This is a genomic window from Metabacillus lacus, from assembly GCF_009674805.1.
In the GTDB taxonomy this organism is placed as follows: domain Bacteria; phylum Bacillota; class Bacilli; order Bacillales; family Bacillaceae; genus Metabacillus_C; species Metabacillus_C lacus.
In genome coordinates this window covers 1-1,699 of record NZ_WKKI01000099.1, presented here as the reverse complement: position 1 = coordinate 1,699, position 1,699 = coordinate 1, and the positions used below count along the sequence as shown (strand labels likewise).

Below are 1,699 nucleotides of genomic sequence, written 5' to 3'. Positions count from 1 at the left end.
GAGACCACTGAAAAAGTAACCTTATTTATCACCTGTTAAGCATAATTTTTGTGGATTTAACAAAAAAGTACAAGAAAATGGAAAAAGAGTTAAAGAAACACCTTTGCTAGAGGATAGAATTGCTGCTATCCTCTTTAAATTTACCGCTAATGCAGTTAACTTGGCTTGTAAGGTCATGCTTTTTAGACCGTACCCTCTGGCACGACCTAACCCGTGGAAATTCTTCATCTCGCCATTTTTCCATTCCTGGCAAGCTCTTTTCCGATATTCTTCTTTAAATTCATCCTTTTTTTGTTCTTGGCTGTATCCATAAAATTCTGGGGTGTTGATGCCAACCTCCATCACTTTACCCACAGTTTTTCCTGAAATACATATGTCCCGTATGGGACAGTTTCGGCATTGTTCTTTTTCAAAGTAATAGCGGTAAGATTCTTTGTTTTTACCTTTCTTATGATATTTTCTTACTGTATTATTTCCCTGAACACAGAACCATTCATCCGAATCTTTATTGTAACTGAATATTTCCTCATCAATCTTGTAAGCCATCTCACTTACAGGTATGTAGGCCTTGGCTTCAGATTCTTTAATCTTGTCGAGTATCGGCTTTCTAAAATATGCTTTATCTCCAAATACTTTCTCTATCCTTACGCCACTTTTCTTTGTTAACTCCAATAATTCATCAAACTTGCTGCCATCCACATAAGCTCCATTATCTACATGAACTGCAGTGATAATTCGATCTTCCGTTGTCATTATAAATTCTGTTTTATACCCGAAGAAATGAGCAGTCTTACTTTTATGTCCAACTCTTGCATCTTGATCAACAATGGAACGCACACCTTTTTGTTCCATGAATTTAGGATCTGAAAGGATAGTTTTCACATTCTTTAATAGTTTTTCTACTTTTGGAGTACTTTCTAATGAAATTGTTTCTTCAACTTTTTGAATGGTTTCTTCAAGATAGGATTTCATGACTACTTTCGCTATTTTATGATCCTCTATCTCTCTGTAATTAGGAATCTCTTGATTTATTTCCTCCGGAACTTCCTCGCATTCATTTTCCAGGGTTTTTAATATCTTTTTAGCCAGTCGCTTCATGACTCTTTCAGCTGTACACTTAAAGGTATTAGCTTGTGTATGAGTCGTATCAATACTTAAACCAGAACCTTCAAGAATTCCTTTTTCAACACATTGTCTAATCACTTCTATAATAACTTCATCAACCGTCAGGTTGTCTTCTAATTTATTTTTTCGGAATTTCGCTAAAAGGCTTGGGTGAGGAAGATCATCTTCTGGGTTAACTCCTAGAAAATACATATATGCAAGATTTAAGGAAGAATCTAAAATTACTTGTACATCTGAAAGATTATAAAGGTGTTGGAGTACTAACAGTTTCACCATAAGCTCTGGCTCTTTGGCAGGTCTCCCATAGTACTTGCAGTAGGTTTGTTCAAGTGCTGCATTGATGAAACTGAAGTCTACTTCATCCCTGAGTACTTTAAGTGTATGGTTATCGGGGATTTTATTGTATAATACGGAGAAGAGGCTTAACTGCATATCTTGGTCTTTAAGCATAAAAGAAAACCTTCCTTTTTGGTTAATTTGTTGTCTTGGTCGATTACAATTATACCAAATCAAGGAGGGTTTTCTTTTATTTTTTAACTTTTACAATTTTTAGGAGATGTATTTCAGTGGTCTC

Annotated in this window: 1 protein-coding gene; it reads right to left on the bottom strand. The window is 35.2% G+C overall.

Going from position 1 to position 1,699, the window contains the following annotated elements:
• Positions 1-21 precede the first annotated feature (21 nt).
• Complete coding sequence (locus GJU40_RS20380) at positions 22-1,575, bottom strand: IS1182 family transposase (protein WP_154309881.1); 1,554 nt, start codon at positions 1,573-1,575, stop codon at positions 22-24.
• Between the last annotated feature and the right edge of the window lie 124 nt (positions 1,576-1,699).